General features: G+C 74.1%; 22 protein-coding genes and 1 pseudogene. 13 read left to right on the top strand and 10 right to left on the bottom strand.

Annotated elements, in window-relative coordinates:
* Positions 1-70 precede the first annotated feature (70 nt).
* The 3 genes and pseudogenes from bdeA to OTB16_RS28325 all read right to left on the bottom strand — a co-directional run bounded on the left by bdeA (position 71) and on the right by OTB16_RS28325 (position 3,686).
* A complete protein-coding gene (gene bdeA / locus OTB16_RS28335; protein ID WP_438700372.1) occupies positions 71-994 on the bottom strand; it encodes a bis(hydroxyethyl) terephthalate hydrolase in 924 nt (307 codons plus the stop codon).
* A 470-nt stretch (positions 995-1,464) separates the two neighbouring features.
* A pseudogene (locus tag OTB16_RS28330) lies at positions 1,465-2,172 on the bottom strand (IclR family transcriptional regulator); the annotation flags it as partial.
* A 926-nt stretch (positions 2,173-3,098) separates the two neighbouring features.
* Complete coding sequence (locus OTB16_RS28325) at positions 3,099-3,686, bottom strand: RNA polymerase sigma factor (protein WP_267723638.1); 588 nt, start codon at positions 3,684-3,686, stop codon at positions 3,099-3,101.
* A gap of 649 nt (positions 3,687-4,335) precedes the next feature.
* On the opposite strand from OTB16_RS28325, the gene OTB16_RS28320 reads away from it, so the two are divergent.
* Positions 4,336-4,692: an STAS domain-containing protein gene (locus OTB16_RS28320; protein ID WP_267723637.1), complete on the top strand. Its 357-nt coding sequence runs from the start codon at positions 4,336-4,338 to the stop codon at positions 4,690-4,692.
* A gap of 120 nt (positions 4,693-4,812) precedes the next feature.
* Here OTB16_RS28320 and OTB16_RS28315 read toward each other — a convergent pair whose 3' ends face one another.
* Positions 4,813-5,088 carry an isoamylase early set domain-containing protein gene (locus OTB16_RS28315; RefSeq protein WP_267723636.1) on the bottom strand — a complete coding sequence of 92 codons (276 nt, stop codon included), beginning with the start codon at positions 5,086-5,088 and terminating at the stop codon, positions 4,813-4,815.
* Between the two features lie 469 nt (positions 5,089-5,557).
* Here OTB16_RS28315 and OTB16_RS28310 point away from each other — a divergent pair, with 469 nt between their 5' ends.
* From OTB16_RS28310 to nadE, 4 genes are all read left to right on the top strand, one after another.
* Positions 5,558-6,436, top strand: coding sequence for a class I SAM-dependent methyltransferase (locus OTB16_RS28310; RefSeq protein WP_267723635.1), 879 nt, complete (start codon positions 5,558-5,560; stop codon positions 6,434-6,436).
* A gap of 137 nt (positions 6,437-6,573) precedes the next feature.
* Positions 6,574-6,969 carry a hypothetical protein gene (locus tag OTB16_RS28305; protein WP_267723634.1) on the top strand — a complete coding sequence of 132 codons (396 nt, stop codon included), beginning with the start codon at positions 6,574-6,576 and terminating at the stop codon, positions 6,967-6,969.
* Positions 6,970-7,171: 202 nt separating this feature from the next.
* The gene (locus OTB16_RS28300; protein WP_267723633.1) at positions 7,172-8,125 is read left to right on the top strand and encodes a hypothetical protein; all 954 of its coding nucleotides are present in this window, start codon (positions 7,172-7,174) and stop codon (positions 8,123-8,125) included.
* A 165-nt stretch (positions 8,126-8,290) separates the two neighbouring features.
* Positions 8,291-9,121: an ammonia-dependent NAD(+) synthetase gene (gene nadE / locus OTB16_RS28295; RefSeq protein ID WP_267723632.1), complete on the top strand. Its 831-nt coding sequence runs from the start codon at positions 8,291-8,293 to the stop codon at positions 9,119-9,121.
* 56 nt (positions 9,122-9,177) lie between these two features.
* On the opposite strand, the gene OTB16_RS28290 is transcribed toward nadE, so the two are convergent.
* Positions 9,178-9,423, bottom strand: coding sequence for a hypothetical protein (locus OTB16_RS28290; RefSeq protein WP_267723631.1), 246 nt, complete (start codon positions 9,421-9,423; stop codon positions 9,178-9,180).
* Positions 9,424-9,651: 228 nt separating this feature from the next.
* On the opposite strand from OTB16_RS28290, the gene OTB16_RS28285 reads away from it, so the two are divergent.
* Positions 9,652-10,356 carry a DsbA family protein gene (locus OTB16_RS28285; RefSeq protein WP_267723630.1) on the top strand — a complete coding sequence of 235 codons (705 nt, stop codon included), beginning with the start codon at positions 9,652-9,654 and terminating at the stop codon, positions 10,354-10,356.
* A gap of 25 nt (positions 10,357-10,381) precedes the next feature.
* On the opposite strand, the gene OTB16_RS28280 is transcribed toward OTB16_RS28285, so the two are convergent.
* The 3 genes from OTB16_RS28280 to OTB16_RS28270 all read right to left on the bottom strand — a co-directional run bounded on the left by OTB16_RS28280 (position 10,382) and on the right by OTB16_RS28270 (position 12,166).
* Positions 10,382-10,927 carry a DoxX family membrane protein gene (locus OTB16_RS28280; RefSeq protein ID WP_267723629.1) on the bottom strand — a complete coding sequence of 182 codons (546 nt, stop codon included), beginning with the start codon at positions 10,925-10,927 and terminating at the stop codon, positions 10,382-10,384.
* Positions 10,928-11,048: 121 nt separating this feature from the next.
* The gene (locus OTB16_RS28275; RefSeq protein WP_267723628.1) at positions 11,049-11,270 is read right to left on the bottom strand and encodes a hypothetical protein; all 222 of its coding nucleotides are present in this window, start codon (positions 11,268-11,270) and stop codon (positions 11,049-11,051) included.
* A 248-nt stretch (positions 11,271-11,518) separates the two neighbouring features.
* Complete coding sequence (locus tag OTB16_RS28270) at positions 11,519-12,166, bottom strand: hypothetical protein (RefSeq protein ID WP_267723627.1); 648 nt, start codon at positions 12,164-12,166, stop codon at positions 11,519-11,521.
* A 135-nt stretch (positions 12,167-12,301) separates the two neighbouring features.
* Between OTB16_RS28270 and OTB16_RS28265 the strand changes: the two genes are divergently transcribed.
* The 7 genes from OTB16_RS28265 (at position 12,302) to OTB16_RS28235 (ending at position 19,252) form a co-directional block, all read left to right on the top strand.
* A complete protein-coding gene (locus tag OTB16_RS28265; RefSeq protein WP_267723626.1) occupies positions 12,302-12,979 on the top strand; it encodes a response regulator transcription factor in 678 nt (225 codons plus the stop codon).
* Between the two features lie 124 nt (positions 12,980-13,103).
* Complete coding sequence (locus tag OTB16_RS28260; RefSeq protein ID WP_267723625.1) at positions 13,104-14,498, top strand: sensor histidine kinase; 1,395 nt, start codon at positions 13,104-13,106, stop codon at positions 14,496-14,498.
* A gap of 462 nt (positions 14,499-14,960) precedes the next feature.
* Positions 14,961-16,478, top strand: coding sequence for a sensor histidine kinase (locus tag OTB16_RS28255; RefSeq protein ID WP_267723624.1), 1,518 nt, complete (start codon positions 14,961-14,963; stop codon positions 16,476-16,478).
* A 6-nt stretch (positions 16,479-16,484) separates the two neighbouring features.
* Entirely contained in the window at positions 16,485-16,889 is a 405-nt protein-coding gene (locus OTB16_RS28250; RefSeq protein ID WP_267723623.1) for a roadblock/LC7 domain-containing protein, read from the top strand.
* On the top strand, positions 16,886-17,245 hold the full coding sequence (locus OTB16_RS28245) for a DUF742 domain-containing protein (protein WP_267723622.1): 360 nt from the start codon (positions 16,886-16,888) through the stop codon (positions 17,243-17,245). Before OTB16_RS28250 ends, OTB16_RS28245 begins: the two co-directional genes overlap by 4 nt.
* Complete coding sequence (locus tag OTB16_RS28240; protein ID WP_267723621.1) at positions 17,226-17,846, top strand: GTP-binding protein; 621 nt, start codon at positions 17,226-17,228, stop codon at positions 17,844-17,846. The genes OTB16_RS28245 and OTB16_RS28240 overlap by 20 nt, the downstream gene beginning before the upstream one ends.
* Positions 17,843-19,252 (top strand): cytochrome P450, encoded by a 1,410-nt coding sequence (locus OTB16_RS28235; RefSeq protein ID WP_267723620.1) that lies wholly within the window; start codon positions 17,843-17,845, stop codon positions 19,250-19,252. Before OTB16_RS28240 ends, OTB16_RS28235 begins: the two co-directional genes overlap by 4 nt.
* Before the next feature lie 69 nt (positions 19,253-19,321).
* On the opposite strand, the gene OTB16_RS28230 is transcribed toward OTB16_RS28235, so the two are convergent.
* Both OTB16_RS28230 and OTB16_RS28225 read right to left on the bottom strand, forming a co-directional pair.
* A complete protein-coding gene (locus tag OTB16_RS28230; RefSeq protein WP_267723619.1) occupies positions 19,322-20,425 on the bottom strand; it encodes a terpene synthase family protein in 1,104 nt (367 codons plus the stop codon).
* A gap of 3 nt (positions 20,426-20,428) precedes the next feature.
* The gene (locus OTB16_RS28225) at positions 20,429-21,292 is read right to left on the bottom strand and encodes an SAM-dependent methyltransferase (protein WP_267723618.1); all 864 of its coding nucleotides are present in this window, start codon (positions 21,290-21,292) and stop codon (positions 20,429-20,431) included.
* Positions 21,293-21,381: the final 89 nt, after the last annotated feature.

Raw genomic sequence — 21,381 nt, 5'->3', positions numbered from 1 at the left:
TGGGCACGCTCCCCGGCGCAACGCCCCAGGTCTGTGCGGGTCCACACCGCCCCGCCGACGACCGGCCGGTTCAGGAGACGTGCGGGCAGTTGCCCCGGTACTCCTCGATGGTCAGGCCCGGGCGCGGCAGCGGGCAGAGGAACTGTTCGTAGCGGGTGTCGTTGTCGATGAACCGCTTCAGCCACGCGACGCTGTACTTCGCGATGGTGGTGTTCGACGTGTTCGGCGTGAAGTGCGTCGCGCCGTTCAGCTCCAGGTACGCCTTGTCGAGCGAGCCGGGCAGGCTCTCGTAGAACGGCTCCGAGTGGGAGGCGACCGGTGCGACCGAGTCGCCGTCGGCGCCGATGACCAGGGTCGGCGTCTTGATCTCGGGCCAGGACTTGTCGAGGTTCCAGCCGGTGAGCGGAATCGCCGCCTGGAGCGACGGCCGGCTCTTGGCGGCCTCCAGGGTGCCGCCGCCGCCCATGGAGTGGCCCATCACGCCGAGGCGGCTGCTGTCGATCCGAGCGCGGACGGCGCTGCGCCCGGTCAGGTAGTCGAGTCCGGCCAGCAGTTGGCGGCCCCTGCTGTCGGGCTGGTCGAGGGTGGTGAGGGTGTCGATGGTGAGGACGACGAAGCCCTGGGAGGCGAGCCGCGGTCCGAGCCAGGCGATCGACGACTGGCTCGCGGTGTAGCCGGGTGAGATCACGACGGCCCCGAAGGTGCCGTCGGCGGTGGACGTCGGGTAGTAGACGGTGCCTCCGCCGAAGCCCGTGACGCTCAGCGAGGAGACGGTGGTCTGCGACACCGCGTACGAGCCGCGGGCGGCCTCGATGCTCGACACGGTCGGTGCGGGGCCCCGCTCGTACGGATTGACCGCGGCCTCGGCACCCGGAGTCATCGCGGTGGTGAACCCGCCGACGGCCAGGAACGCGGCCAGCCCGGCCAGGAGCGGCCGGAACCCGGCCTTCCCGCGGGTGGCGGGACCCGAGGACCGGGCGGCCCCCGCGCTCACCTCGGCGGCGGTGCGGGCGCGGTGGGCCCGGCGGGCGCGGCGGGAGTTCTCGCTGTTCTGCTGCTGCACGACGGAGTCGTCCTCTCGGTCGTGGCGGAGCCGCTCCGGTCGCGGGCGGTCGCCGGCTCCCGAGCCGAGGGCCGTGCCGAACACCGGTGGGGACCGCCGTATTCGCTGGCCGGACCACTGTCACGGCGGATCCCCACGGCGCGCATCGGCGTAATCACCGGCCTCGTCACCACCGGCCCTTCACCATCGGCCCCGTCCCCGTCGGCCGCTGCCGGAGCGGGGCCGCTGCCGCAGCGGGGCCGCGGTCACGGCCCCGAGGGCACGCGCGAACGGTGCCGACCCTCCGCCACCTGTCCGGTGGTGGACAGGAGGCCGCGTCCCTGACCCGCCTCGCCCACCGCGGCCGCCCCTCCCGTCCCGGCCTCCGTGGCCAGCGCGGGCGAGGTGCCGCCGGCGACGATCAGGGCGAGCAGCACGGCCGCCGCCTCGCTCCGGAGGATGCGGGCGGCCTGCTCCAGACGCCCCGGGTCGGGGACCGGGATGGACAGCGCCACGCACTCGGCGTTCGGGCCCGCCGTGATCGGCACCGCCGCGCAGACCGTGCCCAGTGCGTACTCCTCCAGGTCCAGCAGCGGCGCGTCCGGCCGCCGGGTGTCGAGCTGGTGGAAGAGGGCCTCCCGGCTGCCGAGGGTGTGGGGGGTGAAACGGGCCGGCCGGTGGCGGTACAGGTGGTCCGTACGACCGTCGTGGCCGAGCTGGGCCAGCAGTGCCTTGCCGACGGCCGACGCGTGCGCGGCCGCGCGGAAGTCCACCCATTCGTCCACCGCCGGGGTGGCCGGGCCGTCGGCGTACTGGGTGATGGACACCTCGCCGTCGGTGTAGCGGGCCACGTACACGGCGGCGCCGACCGCGTCCCGGAGCCAGGCCAGGGTCTCCCGTACGGATCCGCGCCCGTCGTCCGGTCCGCCGGCCGGCCGCGGGGGGCCGCCGGATACGTAGGCGCCGGGGCCGGCCGGGGTGGCGAGGTTCGCCCGGACCAGCGTCCCGGCCGCCCGGGCGAGGGCCAGTTGGGGGAGCCGGGTCTCACGGGCGATCTGGGCCAGGCTGACGCCCCCCGAGCGGCGGTCGACGGCTTCCAGTACGCGCAGGGCCTGGTGTACGGACTCCAGGGCGGCCGGTACGGGCGCGCTCCCGGACGACGGGCGGACGGCGTGCGGTGAACGGGGGTGTGCGACCGGCTCCGATGCCCGGGCGTCCGCCCCGTCCGACGGGCGGGCGCGCGGGAGCCGTGCTTGATGGGCGATGGCGATGGCGACCTGGAGTGCGGGGAGGAAGACCTCCCCCAGGTCCGGGTCCCCCGTCCAGGTGCGCGCCGTGGCGGCCAGAAGCAGGCGCGGGGGCAGCCGGTAGCCGGTCCGCCGGGACCGGCCCGGCCCGGCGGTGAGGGCGGTCAGGTCCTGCGTCGTGATGGGCGGGGAGGCCCAGATGACCGAGGCGGAGAGCGCTTCCTCGAGGTCGTGCGGTACGGGTGGCAGTTCGGGCAGGCCGACCTCCTCGGGCAGCTGCCGGGACTGGTCGTGCCAGTGGCGTGCCGTGGCGACCTCGGCGCGCGAGAGGTGGTGGAGGTACAGGCAGCGGGCCGCCGTCCGGGAGCCGGCCCCGGCCGCGTACTGGAACCAGAACTGCGCCCCCTCGCTCTTTCCGGCCAGGTGCAGGAGGCCGGCGAACAGCAGCGTCGATTCGGCGCTGTGCGGCCAGGAGTCGGCGCCCAGCGCGAGTTCGGCGTAGTCCCTGCTCTCCACCAGCGCCCGGGCCGTCTCGTCCAGGGCCCGGGCGGCCCGTACGTGGCAGGCGGCGTCCAGCACCAGGTGCCCGCCCACGGCGGACCGCGCCGTTCCCGGTACACCGGTGCCCGGTCCGCACCCCGGACCGGTGCCGGCCGCCGGGCGCGCGCGGTGGGCCACGACACGGCGGGCGATGCGGCGCCGGGCCGCGTACTCGTCGTATCCGGCGTACTCCTCGACCAGGACCGCGGCGTCCTCGAGGACGGCGTCCAGGGCGCACAGCGGCAGGTCGCGGTCGCGTGGCAGATCGCTCACCGGTCCTTGTCCTCTCCGGGGATCCAGTCCACCCCGAGCTCGCGGGACAGGGTCCGGCGGGCGCCGCGGATGTGCGAGCGGACCGTCGCGGGCGAGATGCCCATCATCCGGCCGACCGTGTCGGAGTCGTTGCCCAGGACGAAGGACAGCAGCACCACGTCGTACTGCTTCTCGGAGGGCAGCTCCGCGATGGCCGCGTACAGCCCGAGCTTCGACTCCAGCAGCTCCAGCCGGTCCCGGGAGGACCGGCGCAGGGAGGCGAACCACGCCGTCTCCACCATCGCGACCCGGCGGCCCGGAACGGCCAGGCGCCGTTCGACGTGCTCTCGCAGCGCGGCCCAGGCGAAGGCGTGGAGGCTCGCCTCGCGGAGCGCGTGCGGCCATACCTCCAGCAGGAAGGTGAAGACGTCGTCGACGATCTCCTCGGCGTCCTGCGCGTTGCCCAGTTGCAGGTGCGCGTAGCGCAGGTAGGCGCGGTGCTGCTGGGAGTGGAAGGCGGTGAAGTCCACGGGCAGCACGCCCGCCGACGTGACGGAGACCGCCCGGTTTCCCGCTCCCGACGGTTCGGGCTCACCCTCGCCCATGCACTCCCCCACTCCGGTTCGTCCCGCCTCCGGGGGCGAGGGGTGCGTCGGGCGCGCGGGGTGGGGTGGCGGTTATCGGCGCGAGGGCGGCGAGCTCGGCGAGATCCATGTCGGCGGAACCCCTTCCAGTGGCGTGACACCAGCCAATCGGAGAAAGGGGCCGATCGTGCAAGCCCGTCCCGGGATCAACCCGGGAGAAGGGCGCACCGGCCTTCTCGCGCGCCCCCGTCGTACCCGGACGCGCCCCGGCCGCCCCGCGCTCGGAACCGGCGGGGCGCCCGCGGGGGGACGAGCTGCGCGGCGCCGATCGGGCCGGCCGCTCCGGCCCGTGGCGCCCCGCCCGGCCGCCGGGGAGGGGGACGGCGCCGGCACCCGGCCGGACCTTGCGGCCGCACGAGAACCATTACCGGGCCGACGTGCAATGTCTGCCATGGCTGAGGTAGATTTCCGAGTGTTCCACGATGAGGTAATCGACACCGGGTCAGCGCGTCGATCCAAGTCCGCCGGACCGCACCGCCACCCCACCGCCCTGGTCGCGCCGGTACCGGCGCGACCAGCGGCACCCGCCGCGCCCCCGCCGCGCCCCGGAGCAACGACCGCGACAGCGGGCTGCCGCGGTGCACGCCCGTCGACCAAGGAGTGATCCCGCATGACCGAACGCCCCGCCCCGCAGGCCGGTGGGGAGGACATCGCCGTGGATGTCCTGGACCACGCCGTGATGGTCCGGCCCACGGGAGAGATGGACATCGACTCGGCCCCCTCCCTGGGCCGCGCCCTCACCGCGGCCCTGGCCCACGCGTCACCGGCGAAGGTGGTCGTGGTCGACTGTTCCCGGCTGGTCTTCTGTGACTCCTCGGCGCTCAACACCCTCCTCGGCGCCCGGCGCACCGCGGTGGAGGCGGGCTCCGCCATCCGCCTGGAGTCCCCCAACGACCAGCTCCGCAGCCTGCTGCGGATGACCGGCACCCTGTCCCTGTTCCCCCTCGGGCAGGAATCGTCGGGCTGACCCTCCGGCGGGCCCGTTCCCGGCCGCCGGCGCGCGCGTGGCCCGGATACCCACCGGATCCGGGCCACCCCAGGGGCGTGCTCCCGGGGCCGGCCCGGGACGCCCGCGGTCAGTGCGGGCTCAGGTGTGGAGGCGGCTGTTGGAGCCCTCCCGGTCCCCGGCGCTCTCGTCGTTGAACCAGTAGTCGCCCGCCGCCAGGTACCGGAAGGCATGGGCGGTCTTGCTGGGCAGGGCGACCGTGACGGCACGCTTCCCGTCCTTGCGGGGCACCAGCGTGTGCGCACCGGGCTGCCACCCGTTGAAGTCGCCCACCACGCTCACCGGTCCGGGCGGGGAGTCGGCGGGAAGGACGAAGGTGACCTCGGTGTGGTCCTTGCGCAGCTTGCGTTCCAGCACGTGTCGGCTCCCGCCGGTAGGTATCGGGGTCCACGGCCCGCAGCGCCGCCTCCCGGGCCCTCGGGCCGTATGACGGCGTCATGGAGGGCGGGGAGCCGCCCGCTGTGTCCGCCGTCGGGACGGTCGGGGCCCTGGGTCAGCCCGCCCACTCCACACCAGCCCGCGTTCCGCGCGGCCGCCGAAACGCGGAGCGGGCGTCCGCCGCAACCCGTCCGGCGGACCGCGGGGCCCGCGTCCCGCCGGCCCGGCCCGGCCAAGGACGGCCCGGCCGTGACCCGCCCGGCCACGGACGGCCCGGCCACGGGGCCCCTCCCGCCCCCGTACGGGCAGCGGTCGTCGCCCGGCCGCCTCCCGGCCATACTGAAAGCGCGGGCACCGCGGGCGGTGACCCTGCTCCCCACGACGGCGTAACACCGCGCTTCCACCGCTCGCACCGGTCCGCACAGCCCTGGGAAGCGGTGACCGATCCATGTGCGCACACGCCCCGAACGGCGGCGGAACCCGCCCAGAGACCTCGGCCCCCGGCCACTACGGCACGGCGGTGTTCCCGCCCGGCCAGGCGGGGGAGGACGAGCGGATCGACCTCGGCGCGCTCGCCTACGACGACGTGACGCTCGCCCGGCTGCGCGGCCTGGGCGCCGGCCCCGGCTGGACCTGCCTCGATCTGGGAGCGGGAACCGGGAGCGTCGCCCGGCGGCTGCTGCGCGAGGCGGGCGTCGCGAGCGTGCTGGCCGTCGACCGCGACGTCCGCTTCCTCGCCTCGCGCCCCGAGCCGGGACTCGACGCCCTGGAGGCGGACGTCTGCGACCCGGGGTTCGATCCCGGCCGGTTCCACCTGGTCCACGCCCGCTTCGTCCTGATGCACCTGCCCGCACGGCAGCACCTGATCAACGCCTTCAGCGAGCTCCTCCTGCCCGGCGGAGTGCTCGTCCTCAGTGACGCCATCGACCTGACCAGCGCCATCGCGCCCGCGACCCCGTACACCCGGGCCATGGGGGCGATGTGGCGGGGCCTGCGCGAGACCATCGGCACCGACGTCTCCTGGACACCCCGGTACCCGCAACTGCTGCGCACCGCGGGGCTCGACTCGGTGGCCGCGGAGATCCACGTCCCGCCCCTCACCCCCGGCAGCCCCATCAGCCGGTTCTGGGCCGGGACCTGGAACCGTGCGGCCAAGGCGATGACCTCGACGGGTCTGGTGGACGGCGCGGCGATCGACGAGGCGGTCCGGTACCTCGACTCGCCGGACTGCGCCGACCTGTCACCCGGAATGATCACCGCCTGGGGCCGCCGCCCCGGTACGAGCGGCCCCGCGCCCTCCCGACGCCCGACGCCGGGGTCCGGCTGAATCAATGCCCCTGGGCTCAGGGACAGTTGCGGGTCCGGTGCAGGCGTGATCCACTTCTTCGCGGTCAGATCCCGGCCGTCGGCGGCCGGACGTTCCGCCCATCGACATCGTGACAGTTCGACCGAAAGGCATGACTGATGAAGCTCCGCAGCTCCCTGCGCACCGTCGCGGCCGCCGGCCTGCTCCTCGCCACCCTCGGCGCCGGCGCCGGCTCCGCCTCGGCCGCCGACAAGGACGGCTGGCTCACCAGTGGGGAGTTCGGCTTGTTCTGCTACCAGAACCAGCAGAACTCGGTCCTGGACCTCAACGTCTCGGACAGCAACTTCGCGGACGACTTCTTCAAGGGTTCGCAGAGCTGCGCGTACCAGTTGACGAACGACTGGACGGAGTCCTACTCGAACCGGGACATCTACTCGTGGAACATACACACGGACTGGAAGGGCGGCGGCTACGGCGCCACCATCGCCGCCGGCGCCCGGGGCAACACGAACGCGACCTTCACCAACTCGATATCGTCCGCCTACTTCAACTAGGGGTGTCGTCACACTCGCTCCTGCCGTGCGGCGCCTGGCACGCACGGCCCGCCCCCCAGGCGCACGGAACGACTGCGACGACACCCCCCAGGCCCGTCCACGCGCGTTCACCGAGTCCCCCCACGCGCGTCGGCCGCTCCGTCCGCAAGCGCCGGCCAGAGCGGCCGCGCCCGTGTTCCGGCCGTCCCCGCATCGGAGCCCCATGTTCCCGCCGCGTCCCACACCTCTCGTACTGACCGCTTCCGCGGTCGCGCTGACGCTCCTGCTGACCGGATGCTCCGCGTCAGACGCCGACGACCCCCCGCCCGAACCCGCGATCGGCGCCGTGCCCGCGCTGCTCGAAAGCCGGTCCCTCGCCTTCCCGTTGGCCCCGTACGTACCGGACGCCCGCCAGCTCGGCATGCTCGACGAGGCGCAGGACGTACTCGTCGACCAGTGCATGCGGCGCTACGGCTTCCGCTACCAGCTGCGGCGCAAGGCCGCGTCGGCGGAGAAGCACGGCGAGAGCCGCCGGTACGGCCTCTCCGACGCGGCCGCGGCGGCCCGGCTCGGGTACGAGAACCCCGATACGGCCGGCGCGCCGAAACCGCCGGGGCAGGCCCTCGGCCCCAACGAGCAACTGGTGCTGCACGGACTGGAGGTGGACCCGTCGAAGCCGGTGCCGATGAGCCAGGACGAGGCGGAGAAGTCGGACGCGGCGACCACGGTCGTCGGCGGCCGGAAGGTGCCGGCGGGCGGCTGTCTGCGGGAGAGCGCCCTGAAGCTGTACGCGCCGACCGCGGACACCCTGGACAGCATGGTCCCGCACTCCTTCGGCTTCGACGGGTTCGCCCGCTCCCGCAAGGACAGCCGGGTCGTCAAGGCGATCGGGGCATGGAGCGCGTGCATGGCCGAGCACGGCTACACCGCCGACAACCCGATGGACCCGCCGCCCGGCATCAACGACACCAACCTGAGCGGTGCCCAGGCCATCGCCACCGCCAAGCAGGACGTGGCCTGCAAGCAGCGGACCAACCTGGTGGGCACCTGGTACACGGTCGAGACCGCCTACCAGAAGCAGCTGATCGAGCGGAACGCCGAGACGCTGGACCGGGCGAGGAAGCAGCTCGACGAACGGATGCGGCTGGCCGCCTCGCTGATCGCGGCCGGAGCCTGAGGAGGCACGCGTACCGGGGAGGCCGGCACGGCGTACGCGAAGTGGAGGGACGGAGGGGCGGGCGGGCAGCGACAGCGGACCCGCCCGTCCCGGGCCGGCGGCTTCGACTAGGGTCGACGGGACAGCGCACCACGCACCATCGACGAACGACCACGAGGAGCAGCCGTGAGCCGGCCGGCATCCACCGCCCTGCAGCAGGAGATCGCCCGGGAACTCCAGGTGGCGCAGACCTTCGACGCCGAGCGCGAGATCGAGCGCCGGACGGCCTTCCTGGCCGAGCGGCTGACCTCCACCGGCCTGCGCTCCCTGGTGCTCGGGATCAGCGGCGGTGTGGACTCCACCACCGCCGGACGGCTCTGCCAGCTCGCCGTGGAGCGGGCCCGCGCGGCCGGCCACGACGCGACCTTCTACGCCATGCGGCTGCCCTACGGCGTGCAGGCCGACGAGAAGGACGCCCAGCTCGCCCTCGGCTTCATCGAGGCGGACCGGGTGCTGACGGTCGACGTGAAGCCCGCGAGCGACGCCGCCCTGGACGCCTCCCTGGCCGGCGGCACCGCCTTCCGTGACGCCGCGCACCAGGACTTCGTCCAGGGCAACATCAAGGCCCGCCAGCGCATGATCGCCCAGTACGCGGTGGCCGGCGCGCACGACGGCCTGGTCGTCGGCACCGATCACGCGGCCGAGGCCGTCTCCGGCTTCTTCACGAAGTTCGGCGACGGCGCGGCCGACCTGGTCCCGCTGACCGGACTGACCAAGCGCCGGGTGCGTGCCGTCGCCGACGCGCTGGGCGCGCCCGCGGAGCTGGTGTGGAAGGTCCCCACGGCGGACCTGGAGACCCTCGACCCGGGCAAGGCCGACGAGGACGCGCTCGGTGTCACGTACGACGACATCGACGACTTCCTGGAGGGCAAGCCGATCGCCGAGCAGGCCTTCGACAAGATCGTCCGCCGCTACCGCCTCACCGAGCACAAGCGGCAGCTCCCGATCGCCCCGTAGCGGATCACTGCCCGGCGGCGGGCCCTGCGACGGGCCCGGAGCGGTGGCGTCACCCCCTAGCTCCGTTCCCAGTAGGCGCACACGAGCAGGGCGGGGCCGCTGTTCGTGCCCGGCGTGCTGTTCGTGCCCGGGGTCGCGCTCGGGCAGGATGCGGGGTCGGTCTCCGGCGCGGGAGCGCGCTCCCGCGCCGGGCCGGCGGGCGTCGCGACGCCCGCCCATTCGTGCAGGTAAAGCGTGAACGCGCCGCCCGCCAGCGTGAGCGCCGCCCAGCCCGCCACCACCCGTCGCCACCGTCGCGACATCGTCCTCCCCCGCCGGACCGGGCGCCCGGTCCGGCACGGGCGCAGCCGGATGATCCCACGTATCGCTGCGGGCGCGGGCGGTCCGGCTGCCCGGCGGCCGGATTCCGACGCCGGCCGCCTGAGCCGGCCACCGGGGCCGACCCCCGGGGAGGCGCCGAAAACCCGGTGCGTGGGGCGTCGGCCGACCGCGTAACCTCTTCCCCTGTTGATCCAGGGGAGGGTACATCCATGCAGGTCAGATCCAGACGCGGCTTCCTGGCCGCCGCCGCGGCCATCACGGTGGCGTCGGCCGTCGGCGCGTGTGGCGAACCGGGGGCCGACACCGGTCCGCTGGGCGTGTCGTCCGGCGGCGGCCGACTGCCTTCGGCCGCGGAGTCACTGTCCTCCGACGGCACCACCATCGTGCTCGGCGACCCCAACGCCGCCCTCAGAGTGCGGCTGTACGAGGACCCGAGCTGCCCGGCCTGCGCCGAGTTCGAGACGGAGGGCACCGGGCCCTACCTCAAGCGCGCGGTCCGCAACGGTGGACTGCAGCTCCAGTTCACGCTGGGGTCCTTCCTCGGCCCCGGGTCGAAGCTCGCCGTCAACGCGCTGCGCGCCGCCCTGGACCAGGGCAGGTTCGACGAGTACCACCACCGGCTCTACCGCTACCACGACAAGGTGCGCGGGCCCCGTGGCATCACGCAGGAGGGGCTGCTCACCCTGGCCGGCATGGTCGACGGCCTGCGCGGCCCGGCTTTCGACGCGGCGGTACGGGACACCGCGCACCGGGGGTTCGTCGAGTCCTCCGCCACCGCGCTCGACGGTTCTCCCGTCCGGGGCACGCCGGCCATGGAGATCAACGGGGTGCTGGTCCCGACCGGGTCCGACCTCTACACCGACCGCGACCGCCTCGCACGGCGCCTGAAGCGGGAAGCGGGCGCCGCGGCCTGAGCGCGCGGCCCCCGGCTCCGGACGGTCAGTGCCCCACCTCGGGCTCCGTCCCTTCGGACTCGGACTCGGACTCGGACCGCGCGCGCTTGGTGACCACCGCGGCGGCCGCCAGCGCGCTGCCGGTGAAGGCCAGCGCGAGCATCCAGGACCGGTCGAAGGTGTGCCCGGTGGCATGGTCGACGGAGTACCTGCCCGCGCCGGCGAGGCCGATGGCGGCCGCGGTGAACCCGAGGAACGCGGGGTACTCGAACCCGCCGTCCTGGGCGAAGAACCCGGCGGGGGCGTGCACCGCCACCGCCCCCGCCATGGCCCCGGCCGCCGCGGCTCCGGCGGCCGGGGTGGCCAGGCCGAGCACCAGCAGCGCCCCGCCACCGGCCTCCCCGAGGCCCGCGGCGACGGCGCTGTGCCGCCCGGGGGTGAAGCCCATGTGCTCCATCGCGGCCGCGGTCTTCTCCAGGCCGCCGCCGCCGAACCACCCGAACAGCTTCTGCGTACCGTGCGCCATCAGCACGGCCCCGGTCCCGGCACGCAGCGCCAGCAGCGCGAGGTCACGTCGGTTGATGCGGCTCATCGGATTCTCCCTCGAGGTGGCCGAACGCGGAGCGACACACCATCCGTATCCACTCAGGGCGCCGCGGACCCCGAACCGCCCCCGGATCCGCCGAACGGAGCCTACGGAGCCCCGGGCCGCCTCAGCCGGCGCCGAGGACCCCCGTGAGCACCAGGACGCCCATCAGGGTCATCACGGTGCCCGCGATCAAGGGCATCACCCGGGCGAACACGGGATGCGCGGCGCTGGCCCGGCCGAAGACGTGGTCGGGTTCCGCTGCCTCGCGTGCGAGGAAACCGCTGCCCCCGAGCACCACCAGCCCCATGACGAGCGCCCCTGCCCCTACCGGCACCTGCTTGTCCACGTGCCCTCCCCCATCGCACCGTGCACCGGACGGTCCGGACCGGGGCCGTGACGCTCCGGGGCCCGCTGGATCCGTATGCCTCCGGAGCCGCGGTCGCATCCCGGCCGGGCGGGCGCCGCGGTGATGGTCACCGGGCGGACGGCCCTCCGCGGGCGGACCGGCCGCACGGGCGGACCGGCCGCACGGGTGACCGGCCGCACGGGTGACCGGCCGCACGGGTCACCGTCCCCGCGAGGGCCCGTCCGCCGCTACCGGCCGGGTACGACCGTGTTGCCGGTGACCGTGCCGTCCGTACCCGACACCGTGACGGCGTGCCGGACGCCGTCGGGCCCGAGGACCACCGCCGACCACGCGCTGCCGCCGCCCTTCTGGCCGACCACCCGGAGGCTCTCCACCTTGCCCCCGCTGACCGCTCCCGCCGCCTTCTGCGCCGCCTCCCCGATGCCCAGCGACGGCAGCGGGGCCGGCGCCCCCTTCGGCGACACCGGTCGCGGACCGGCGTCGGCGGACCCCTCGCGCGGCCCCGGCGCCCCCGGCTCCGTCCGTACGAGCCGCTCGCCCGCGCGGAACTCCCGCGCGCGGAACTCCCCCGCACCCGCTCCCCCGCGCCGGCCGCCTTCGCCGCCTTCGCCGCGGGCCCGGAACTCGAACGCGCCGGAGCGGTGCCGGTCGGGATGCCGGTCGGCAGCGGCCACCGCCACCACCGCGATGCCACCGCCGACGATCACCACGGCGGCCGCGGCCGCCGCCCAGCGGGCACCCCGGTGCCGGGGCACCAGGCCGCCCAGCCGCTTACGGCTCCGGGAACCGGTTTCGGGAGCGCTGCCGGGGACGGGCCCGGGAGTGGGCTCGGGAACGCGTTCGGGCTGCTCCGACGACGGCACGGACTCAGACATACCTGTGACTCCTCTGGACACCCGGGCACCGCGCCCGGTTCGTGCAGAGCGTGCGGAGCCTTTCCTGAAGCCCGCCTGAAGCCACCTGAAGACCCCTTCAGCCGGGCCGCGGCCGGGCCTGAGACCCTGTTCGGCATGCGCGTACTGGTGGTGGAGGACGAACGGCGGCTGGCCGTGGCACTGCAACGGGGCCTGCAGTCGGAGGGGTTCTCCGTCGACGTGGCGTTCGACGGCCCGCAGGGGCTGTGGATGGCCACCGAGCACGCCTACGACCTGATCGTGCTCGACATCATGCTGCCGGGCCTGAACGGCTACCGGGTCTGTGCCCGCCTGCGCGCGGCGGGCAACGAGTCGGGGATCCTGATGCTCACGGCGAAGGACGGGGAGTACGACGAGGCGGAGGCCCTGGACACGGGCGCCGACGACTTCCTCTCCAAACCGTTCTCCTACCTGGTCCTCGTCGCCCGGCTCCGTGCGCTCGGCCGCCGTACGGGACGGCGGAGCCCCCAGGTCCTGGAGTTCGGCGACCTCGCGCTCGATCCGGCCCGGCACCTCTGCTCCCGCGCCGGTACGGAGATCAGGCTGACGGCACGGGAGTTCGCCGTCCTGGAGTACCTCGCCCGGCGGCCGGGCGAGGTGGTCCCCAAGCGGGAGATCCTGGAGCAGGTGTGGGACAGCGCCTTCGACGGGGACCCCAACGTCGTGGAGGTCCACGTCAGCGCGGTACGCCGCAAGATAGACGCTCCGTTCGGCCGGTGTGCCCTGGAGACCGTGCGCGGCGCCGGATACCGGCTGGCGGCCGACGGTGGCTGACCCCGCCGGCCCAGTCGGCCCCACCGGCCCTGTCAGCCCTGTCAGCCCTGTCAGCTCCACCGGACCCAACCACCCCACGGCCCGCCGTACGCTCCTCGCCCCGCTCCCGGGGCGGCTCCGCGCGGTGCGCCGCACACTCCCCCGGCCGGCCGGGCGACGCTGGTGGCCCACCACGGTCCGGGCCCGCGCGACCATCGGCGCCACCGCCGTGGTGGCCGCGGCGCTGGCTCTGGCCTCGTTCGTCCTCGTCGGGCTGCTCGAACGGAACCTGCTGCGCAACGCGGAGGACGACGCGCGGCGGCAGGCCGAGTCGGTCGCCGGGTTCGCGGCCGTCGGCAACCTCGGGCGGGTCCGGCCCCCCGCCCCCGGCGTCGACTTCTTCCAGGTGGTGTCCGCGGACGGCCGCGTCCTGCTGTCCAGCGCCAACATGCGCGGGGCTCCTGCGCTCGCCACCGCCGGAGCGGTCCGCCCGGGCACCCGCCTGCGCACGAGGAACGTCTCCCCGCTCGCGGACGGGCACCGTCAACGCGTGGCCCAGGTCGTGGTCGACACCCCCGACGGGCTCGTCATGGTCTACGCGGGAGCCTCGCTGCGCGACGTCGACGCCGCCGACGACACGACCACGGCCGCGCTGGCGTTCGGCCTGCCCCTGCTCGTCGCCACCGTCGCCCTCGTCACCTGGCGCGTCACCGGCCGGGCGCTGCGTCCGGTCGAGGAGATCCGCGCGGAGGTCGCCGCGATCTCGGACCGGGACCTGCACCGCCGGGTTCCGGTGCCGGACACGCGCGACGAGGTCGCCCGCCTGGCCGAGACGATGAACGCCACCCTGGACCGGCTGGAGGCCTCCGGGGTCCGGCAGCGGCGGTTCATCGCCGACGCCTCCCACGAACTGCGCAGCCCCATCACCGTCCTGCGGACGCAGCTGGAGGTGGCTCTCGCCGTCCGGGACCCGGAGCTGTGGCCCGAGCTGATCGGCGGCGCGCTCCAGGACGTCGAACGGCTCCAGCGGCTGGCGGCCGACCTGCTGCTCCTGGCCCGGATCGACGCCGCCCAGCCCGTCCCGGCCGTCCCCCTGGACCTGACCGTCCTGGTCCGGGACACGGTGGCGGCCCGGGCCGGCGACCGGGTGCGCGTCCGCGCGGATCTCGCTCCGGGCGTCCGGGTCACCGGCCACGAACTGTGGCTGGCCCGGATCGTCACCAACCTGCTCGACAACGCGCAGCGGTTCGCCGACGGGCGGGTGGACGTCGTGCTGCGCGCGGCCGGCGGCCCGCGGGGGCGGACCGCCGTTCTGGCCGTCGTCGACGACGGGCCGGGCATCCCCGCCGGCGAACGGGAGCGGGTCTTCGAACGGTTCACCCGTCTCGACGACGCGCGGAGCCGCGACGAGGGCGGGGCCGGGCTGGGACTGGCGATCGCCCGCGACCTGGCCGCCCACCACGGCGGTTCCGTCACCGCCGAGCCGGCGGTCCGGGGCGCCCGCCTCGTCGTACGGCTCCCGTCGGCCGGTACCCCTTAGGACCCGGCGGCGCGCGGCCTGCGGCCGCCCGCCGGGCCGGGCCCGTCGAGGAGCACGGCCGTACCGCCCCCTCCGGGGAGGGCTTCCACGCGTGGGTGAAGACCTGCTCGAAAGGCATGCTGCCGGCCCTCCGGAACCGCCCGCCCGGCCCGGCATGCACACCCGCGGTGCGGGTGCGCACCATCCCGTGCCGGACGGCGGGGCCGCCTTGCGGCCGGAATTGATCGAAGATTACGTTCGAATTAGCTTCTTGCGTTCGAATGGAACGCGGCGGGCCTTTGCTTTCTCCGACCTCACCCACGTGCGTACAGCGGCCGCAATTCGTGCGTGTGTCGACAATGGCCCGTATTCGTTCCTTCGGTCCGATGAACTCCAACGAAAGTCCGGAAAACCCGAGTTGGACGCCGTTATGCTCGCCCACCGGTCATAGGAATCCCCTCTTTCGACGGTTCGAGGAACTTGATGGCGCGAGAAAACTTCCGACGCAAAGCCACCCGCTCGGAGACAGGGATAAGCCGGCTGCTGCCCACGATCGCGGCCGTGGCCGTCGCTTCCCTCGCCGGTGCCCTCGTCACCTCGTCGGGCGCGTCCCGGACCGCCTGGGTCGCCATCGGGGCCGCCTGCACCGTCGTGGCCCTCTGCGAGGCGCTGCGGCGCGGGCGCGCGATGGAGGCGCAGCGCGACCAGGTCGCCGCCCTCCACCACGCCCTGTCCCGGCAGGAAGCCGAGACCGTGCACCTCTCCGAGGTGGTGCTGCCCGAGGCCATCGAGCGGCTGCGCACGGGCGAGTTCCCCGAGGAGGTGCTGAACTCGCTGGGCGGGCGCGGCGGGTACGGCAACCGGTGGGGCAACGACCCGGCCCTGACACCGCAGTTCAGAGCGGCCCTGCAGAGCGTGCTCGCGCGGGTCGTCGACGCGGTCGACGCCGAGGAGAACCTGCGCGACTCGGCGCAGCGGGCCTTCGTGAACATCGCGCGCCGGGTGCAGGCGATCGTCCACCAGCAGGCGCAGGAGATGCGGGAGATGGAGGACCGGCACGGCCAGAATCCGGACGTGTTCGGCGACCTGCTGCGCCTGGACCACGGCACCGCGCTCGTCGGGCGGCTCGCCGACTCCATCTCCGTGCTGGGCGGGGCCCGCCCGGGCCGTCAGTGGAGCAGGGCGGTGACCCTGTACAGCGTGCTGCGCGGGGCGATGTCGAGGATCATCGACTATCAGCGGGTGGAGCTCCACTCGGTCTCCGAAGTCGCCGTCGTGGGACCCGTGGTGGAGCCGCTGATCCACGCGCTGGCCGAGCTGCTGGACAACGCCACCCGCTACTCCCCGCCGCACACCCGGGTGCACCTGACGGCCGTCGAGGTCCAGTCCGGCATCGCCGTGGAGATCGAGGACGGCGGGGTGAACATGAGCGAGGAGGCCCGCAAGCGGGCCGAGCAGATGCTCGCCCAGGCCCAGAGCGGCATCGACCTCAACGACCTGGGCGAGACGCCCCGGCTCGGCCTCGCGGTGGTCGGCCGGCTGGCGCAGGCGTACGGCTTCCAGGTCGCCCTGCGCTCCTCCGCGTACGGCGGCGTCCGGGCGGTGCTCATCGTGCCGCAGGACCTGATCACCAGCACCTCGGCCGCGACCGGTCTCGCCCACGGCATCGGTGCCTCCTCGGGTCCGAGGGCGGCGGCCCCCGCACCCCGGGAGCACCCCGCCGACCACCCGGCGGTACGCGCACCGGCCGCGGGGGCGGCCAGGTCCCGGCCGGCCGTCGAGGAAGAGACCGTGCACGTCAGCGAGCGGACGCCGGGCGGCCTGCCGCAGCGACGCCGGAAGGACCGTGCCAGCACCCCCGACATCCCGTACGCCGCGGCGCCGCGGACCGCGCCGGACGAGGCCCCCGGCCTGTGGCTGGAGGCCTTCCACAGCGGTTTGTCCGGGATGCCCGGCCAGGGCGGCGAGGACCCGTCGGGCACAGCGACCAAAGGGACGTAAGCAGTGATGACACAGCGAAGCAGCATGGACTGGATGCTCAAGGACCTGGCCGCCGGAGTGCCGCAGACGCGGCACGTGATCGTGCTCTCCGCCGACGGCCTGTGCGTGGCGCAGTTCGGAGCGGAGACGGACACGGCCGACCGCCTGGCGGCGGCCTGCGCGGGCCTGCAGAGCCTGGCCGGGGCGGTGGCCGCGGAACTGCCCCATTCCAGGGGCCGGATGCGCCTGGTCGTCATCGAGATGGACGGCGGGTTCTTCTACCTCATGGCCGCGGGCGACGGCTCCTACCTGGCCGTCCTCGCCGACGAGGGCGTCGACGCCGGTCTGATGGGGGCGCAGATGCGGGCCCTCGTGAGCCGGATTGGAGAGCACCTGAGCAGCCCGCCCCGACATGACGGGCAACTCGCGTGAGGCAACCGCGGCCCAGCTGGGAGGACGCCAGCCCCGAACGGCTCTACGTCATCACGGGCGGCCGCAGCGGACCGACCACCGCCGCCCGCATCGATCTGGTGACCCTGGTCGTGGCCAAGGCGGCGGCCCGGCCCGAGATGCAGCCGGAGCACGCCGCGATCCTGCGGATGTGCCAGGCACCGCTGTCGGTGGCCGAGATCTCCGCGTACGCGGGCCTCCCCGTGAGCGCGGTCACCGTGCTGGTGAGCGACCTGCTGACCGAGAAGCGGGTGTTCGTGCGCCCGCCCGTGCCCGCCGCCCAACTTCCCGACCTTGCTCTGATCGAGGCAGTGATCGATGGACTACAGAAGCTCTGACGCGCCCGCCGGGCCCCGGAGCGAGGACATACTCCCCCAGTCGGCGGCGGCAGCCGTCAAGGTCGTCGTCGTGGGCGGCTTCGGCGTCGGCAAGACGACCATGGTCGGTGCGGTCAGCGAGATCAAACCGCTGACGACCGAGGAGACCATGACGAAGGCGGGCGTCGGTGTGGACGACACGCGCGGCGTGGCACGCAAGACCACGACGACCGTGGCCATGGACTTCGGCCGCATCAGCATCAACGACGAACTGGTGCTCTACCTCTTCGGCACGCCCGGCCAGGAGCGCTTCTGGTTCCTGTGGCGCGGCCTGTTCGAGGGCGCCCTCGGCGCGGTCGTGCTCCTCGACACCCGCAGGCTCGAGATCAGCTTCGACGTCATCGGGCGGCTCGAGGAGCGGGGCGTGCCCTTCGTCGTGGCCGTCAACTCCTTCCCCGACACCCCCGACCACCCGATCGAGGAGCTGCGCCAGGCCCTCGACCTCCCCGCCGCGGTCCCGATCCTCGTCTGCGACGCCAGGCGACGGGACTCGTCCCGCGACGTCCTGCTGACCCTCATGCGCTACCTGCACTCCCAGGCAGCAACCCCGGAGGCAATGTGAGCACCAACCCCGTCCCCCCGCCCCAGTGCCCGGCCCACGCCCCGGCGGCAGCGGGCGGTCTGCACCGGCTGCACGGGCCGGAGGCGGAGGCCGATCCGATGGGCCTGTACGAGAGGCTGCGGGCCGAGCACGGCCCGGTGGCCCCCGTCCTGGTCAGCGGGGACCTCCCGGCCTGGCTGGTCCTCGGCCACCGCGAGAACCTGGACGTGGCCCGCACCCCCTCGAGGTTCGCCCGCGACCCGCGGGTCTGGCGCGACCTGAAGGAGGGCCGGGTACCCGCCCACACGCCGCTGGGTCCCATGGTCACCTGGGTGCCGGTGTGCAACTTCACCGACGGTCCGGTCCACGAGCGGCTGCGCGGGGCCGTCGTGGAGTCCCTCCAGCGCTTCGACAAGCGCGGCATCCGCCGCTACGTGACCCGGTTCGCCAACCAGCTCGTCGACCGGATCGCCGCCGACGGGCACGCCGACCTGGTGTCCGCCTTCTCCGACCAGCTCCCCATGCTGGTGATGACCCAGCTCGTCGGAGCGCCCGACGAGCACGGGCCCCGGCTGGTCAACGCGGCGCGCGACATGCTCCAGGGAACCGAGACGGCCCTGGAGAGCGACCGCTACGTGACCGCCACCCTGGAGCAGCTGGTCGCCGAGCGGAAGACCCAGCCCGCCCGCGACCTCGCTTCCTGGCTGCTGGATCACCCCGCGAACCTGAGCGACACCGAAGTCCTCATGCACCTGCGGGTGGTGCTGATCGCGGCGTACGAGACCACCGCCAACCTGATCGCCAACACCCTGCGGACCGTGCTGACCGACCGGCGGTTCCGCGCCAGCCTCTCCGGCGGCCATCTGACGCTGCCGGACGCGCTCGAGCAGGTCCTGTGGGACGACCCGCCGATCAACACGATCATCGGGCGCTGGGCCACCGGGGACACCCTGCTCGGCGGACAGCAGGTCAAAGCCGGGGACATGGTCCTGCTGGGCCTGGCCGCGGGCAACGCCGACCCGCAGATCCGCCCCGACCCCGCCGCCTCCGTCCACGGCAACCGCTCGCACCTCGCCTTCAGCAGCGGGCCGCACGAGTGCCCCGGCCAGGACATCGGCCGTGCCATCGCGGACACCGGGATCGAGGTGCTGCTCGACCGCCTGCCCGACCTCCAGCTCGCCGTCGCCGCGGGTGATCTGCGCTGGCGCGGCACTCTGATGTCACGTCACCTGCTGGCCCTGCCGGTGCGGTTCGCCCCCCGGACCGTCCAGGAGGGGGGCGACCATCCGTACCCGTACCCGGAGCGGCCCGCCGGTCATCCCGCGCACGCGCCGGTCCCGCCGCGGCCCCCGGCGGACCCGGTCCACGTGCCGGCCCAGCACCGGCGCCGGGCCGGCTGGTGGCGCCGCCTGCTCGGCCTGGGCTGACCGGCCCTCCGCGGAGGTGACCGGCCCGCGGGCCCCGGGCCGGTGCCGGCCCGGGGCCCGCGGTGTCCCTCAGGCGTGCTCCTGCCGCCACCACCGGGCGAGGGCCGGCAGCGCCGGCGGCTCCGTACCGGCGTGGCTGGGCTCGTCGGCGTACCGGATCGTGAACCGCGCCCCGGGGTCGGGGAGTTCGTGGCGGTTGCGGGGGCTGGCGTACCGGGGTGCCCGGCTCTGCCAGGCGATGCAGCCCGCCACGTAGTGGCCCATCGCCTCCAGGTGCCGGGCGAGGGGGTCGTCGGCCCCGTCCGAGAGCCGGGCCCGCAGTCTGAGGAACAGCGCCATCACCCGGTCGCGCAGGGCCACGGCGAGCGGGACCGCCTCGGCGGGCGGGCAGCGCTCCTGATGGGCGATGACGTTGACGAGGTTCACCTCCCGGGGTTCGAGGTGGTCGTCCTTGTCGTACGAGAACAGGTCGTTGTCGGCGCTGACGACGAAGCCGGCCGCGTCGGTCAGGGCCCGCAGGGCCGGTGCGTAGAGCGTGTCCGCCGGCAGCCGGACCCGGCCGGCGACGTCGGACCAGGTCAGGGAGAAGCGGGTGCCGTTCGCCAGCCCTCCCATGGCGACGAAGTCGTTCAGCCCGGGCATCGTCCCGCGCTCGGCCTGCGCCGCCTGCCAGGCGGCCCCGAGCAGCCAGTCCCGTGTCCCCTCGACGAATCCGCGGAGCTCGAACGGGGTCAGCATCGCGTGCGTCCGCCGCACCAGGTCCGCCAGCGCGCGGGTCACGGGACCGTCCGGCAGCAGGCTCGCTCCGGGGTCCTCCAGGGTCCGCAGAAGCCGCACCCCGTGGTCGGTGACGGCGGCCGTCCGCACGTCCGCGGCCCCGGAGTCCTGCCAGTCGTCGACCGCGTTGGCCCAGTAGTTCCACTCGGTGAACAGCAGTACGGCCTCGACGTCGCCCCGGGGAATGATCCGGCAGGAGAAGTCGGCGCTGTGCGTGGCCAGCCCCCAGGCACGCTCGACCGGGTCGGGGTAGAGGCCGAACGCGTCCAGCCACCCGACCGCCCGGGCCTCCACCTCCTTGGCCGCGGGGTGGATGAGTTCGCGCTCCAAGGGGCAGTAGAACGGGGGCAGTTCCGACCCTATGCGGGACGGGCGGGGGCGTTGCGTGACGTTCATGCCTCAGCCTCCCATCCGGAAGCGCAGCAGCCGCGTCTCCATGGCGTGCTCGCGCCAGATCCGGAACAGCTTGCTGTGGACGATCGTCGACTCCCCCAGCCGCTCCGCCGTCCAGGTCGACGGCGGGGCACCGGCGCGCAGGCGGTCGAGTTCGGCGGTGTTCCACGCCATGGACTGCACCCAGAACTCCGCCACCCGGTCGGTGACGTCCTCGTCCTGCTCCAGCTCGAAGCCGGCAGCCCCGGCGGCGGCCAGGTACTCCTCGCGCGTCCCGAGCCGCGTCCGGTAGTAGCCGTCGATGAACCCGCGGGGCTCGGGACGCACCACGAAGTGCTCCTGGATGCCGAACCACCCGCCGGGCCGGAGCGCCCGGGCGACGACTTCGAAGAGCCGGGTGCGGTCGGTGTAGCCGCTGCTCTCGTTCGCGTAGGCGGCGTCGTACGCGTGCGTATCGTCCAGGTCGTGCACGTCTCTCAGCACGGGGGTGACGCGGTCGCCGACCCCCGCCTGCGCGGCGAAGCGGGTGACGATCGGCACGTGTTCCGCGGCGACGGTGAGGCCGGTGACGGAAGTGCCGTGTTCCTGCGCCCAGTAGAGGGAGGTGCCGCCGAGGCCGCAGCCGATGTCCAGGAGCCGGCGGGGCGGCTTCTCGTACGCGCCCCAGGAGCGGGCGGCGTGCTCGACTATCGCCTCCTGCGACTCGACTATGCGCTGCTTGAGGGCGCCTTGGGCCACGGTGGTGTACGGATGGGCGCCGTCCGCGAACAGCCCTACGTGGAAGTGCACGCGCGGACCCGGACCGTACTTGTACAGGATGTCCTGGGTCTTGCGGCTGTAGTACAGCCGCACCTTGTCGTCATCGCTCACGAACTGACCGCCGCCTAAGGACGATACGAATGGTGAAACGCTCATGTGGTGTCCGCCCCTTCGTGGCGTAGGGCTGCCAGGGCGCGCTG

Source organism: Streptomyces antarcticus, from assembly GCF_026627255.1.
Lineage (GTDB): Bacteria > Actinomycetota > Actinomycetes > Streptomycetales > Streptomycetaceae > Streptomyces > Streptomyces antarcticus.
The sequence above is the reverse complement of the archived record's forward strand: the minus strand, read 5'-3'. Positions and strand labels throughout refer to the sequence as shown.

Coding starts and splice junctions, on each gene's coding strand:
- OTB16_RS28325 (WP_267723638.1), bottom strand. CDS start 3,686: ATGGGCGAGGGTGAGCCCGAACCGTCGGGAGCGGGAAACCGGGCGGTC.
- OTB16_RS28320 (WP_267723637.1), top strand. CDS start 4,336: ATGACCGAACGCCCCGCCCCGCAGGCCGGTGGGGAGGACATCGCCGTG.
- OTB16_RS28310 (WP_267723635.1), top strand. CDS start 5,558: ATGTGCGCACACGCCCCGAACGGCGGCGGAACCCGCCCAGAGACCTCG.
- OTB16_RS28305 (WP_267723634.1), top strand. CDS start 6,574: ATGAAGCTCCGCAGCTCCCTGCGCACCGTCGCGGCCGCCGGCCTGCTC.
- OTB16_RS28300 (WP_267723633.1), top strand. CDS start 7,172: ATGTTCCCGCCGCGTCCCACACCTCTCGTACTGACCGCTTCCGCGGTC.
- OTB16_RS28290 (WP_267723631.1), bottom strand. CDS start 9,423: ATGTCGCGACGGTGGCGACGGGTGGTGGCGGGCTGGGCGGCGCTCACG.
- OTB16_RS28285 (WP_267723630.1), top strand. CDS start 9,652: ATGCAGGTCAGATCCAGACGCGGCTTCCTGGCCGCCGCCGCGGCCATC.
- OTB16_RS28280 (WP_267723629.1), bottom strand. CDS start 10,927: ATGAGCCGCATCAACCGACGTGACCTCGCGCTGCTGGCGCTGCGTGCC.
- OTB16_RS28270 (WP_267723627.1), bottom strand. CDS start 12,166: ATGTCTGAGTCCGTGCCGTCGTCGGAGCAGCCCGAACGCGTTCCCGAG.
- OTB16_RS28265 (WP_267723626.1), top strand. CDS start 12,302: ATGCGCGTACTGGTGGTGGAGGACGAACGGCGGCTGGCCGTGGCACTG.
- OTB16_RS28255 (WP_267723624.1), top strand. CDS start 14,961: ATGGCGCGAGAAAACTTCCGACGCAAAGCCACCCGCTCGGAGACAGGG.
- OTB16_RS28250 (WP_267723623.1), top strand. CDS start 16,485: ATGACACAGCGAAGCAGCATGGACTGGATGCTCAAGGACCTGGCCGCC.
- OTB16_RS28240 (WP_267723621.1), top strand. CDS start 17,226: ATGGACTACAGAAGCTCTGACGCGCCCGCCGGGCCCCGGAGCGAGGAC.
- OTB16_RS28230 (WP_267723619.1), bottom strand. CDS start 20,425: ATGAACGTCACGCAACGCCCCCGCCCGTCCCGCATAGGGTCGGAACTG.